Source organism: Bacillus sp. ChL18 (genome assembly GCF_026241425.1).
In the GTDB taxonomy this organism is placed as follows: domain Bacteria; phylum Bacillota; class Bacilli; order Bacillales; family Bacillaceae; genus Bacillus; species Bacillus velezensis.
This window is the reverse complement of sequence record NZ_JAPHWE010000030.1, coordinates 1-255: the sequence shown is the minus strand read 5'-3', so window position 1 is coordinate 255 and position 255 is coordinate 1. Positions and strand designations below refer to the sequence as shown.

The window sequence follows — 255 nt, the reverse complement described above, 5'->3', positions numbered from 1 at the left end:
CTTGAAGACTCTTTATGTAGGAGGAGAAGCACTTCCTGAAACGCTGTGGAATGAAGTAAAAGAGTATGGATTGCCTGTTTTTAATATGTACGGTCCAACAGAAACGACCATTTGGTCGACAGTGAAATGGATGGGGAAAACCGATTCAATTACTATAGGGAAGCCAATACAAAATACACAGGTATATGTGCTTGATCGCCACAACCAGCTTGTACCAGAAGGTGTTCTCGGAGAACTATGCATTGGCGGCGACGG

Annotated in this window: 1 protein-coding gene; it reads left to right on the top strand. The window is 43.9% G+C overall.

The window, feature by feature from the left end; all coding sequences use genetic code 11:
- On the top strand, positions 1-255 hold a 255-nt coding region (locus tag OQ477_RS20870; RefSeq protein ID WP_265973607.1), incomplete at both ends, for an AMP-binding protein.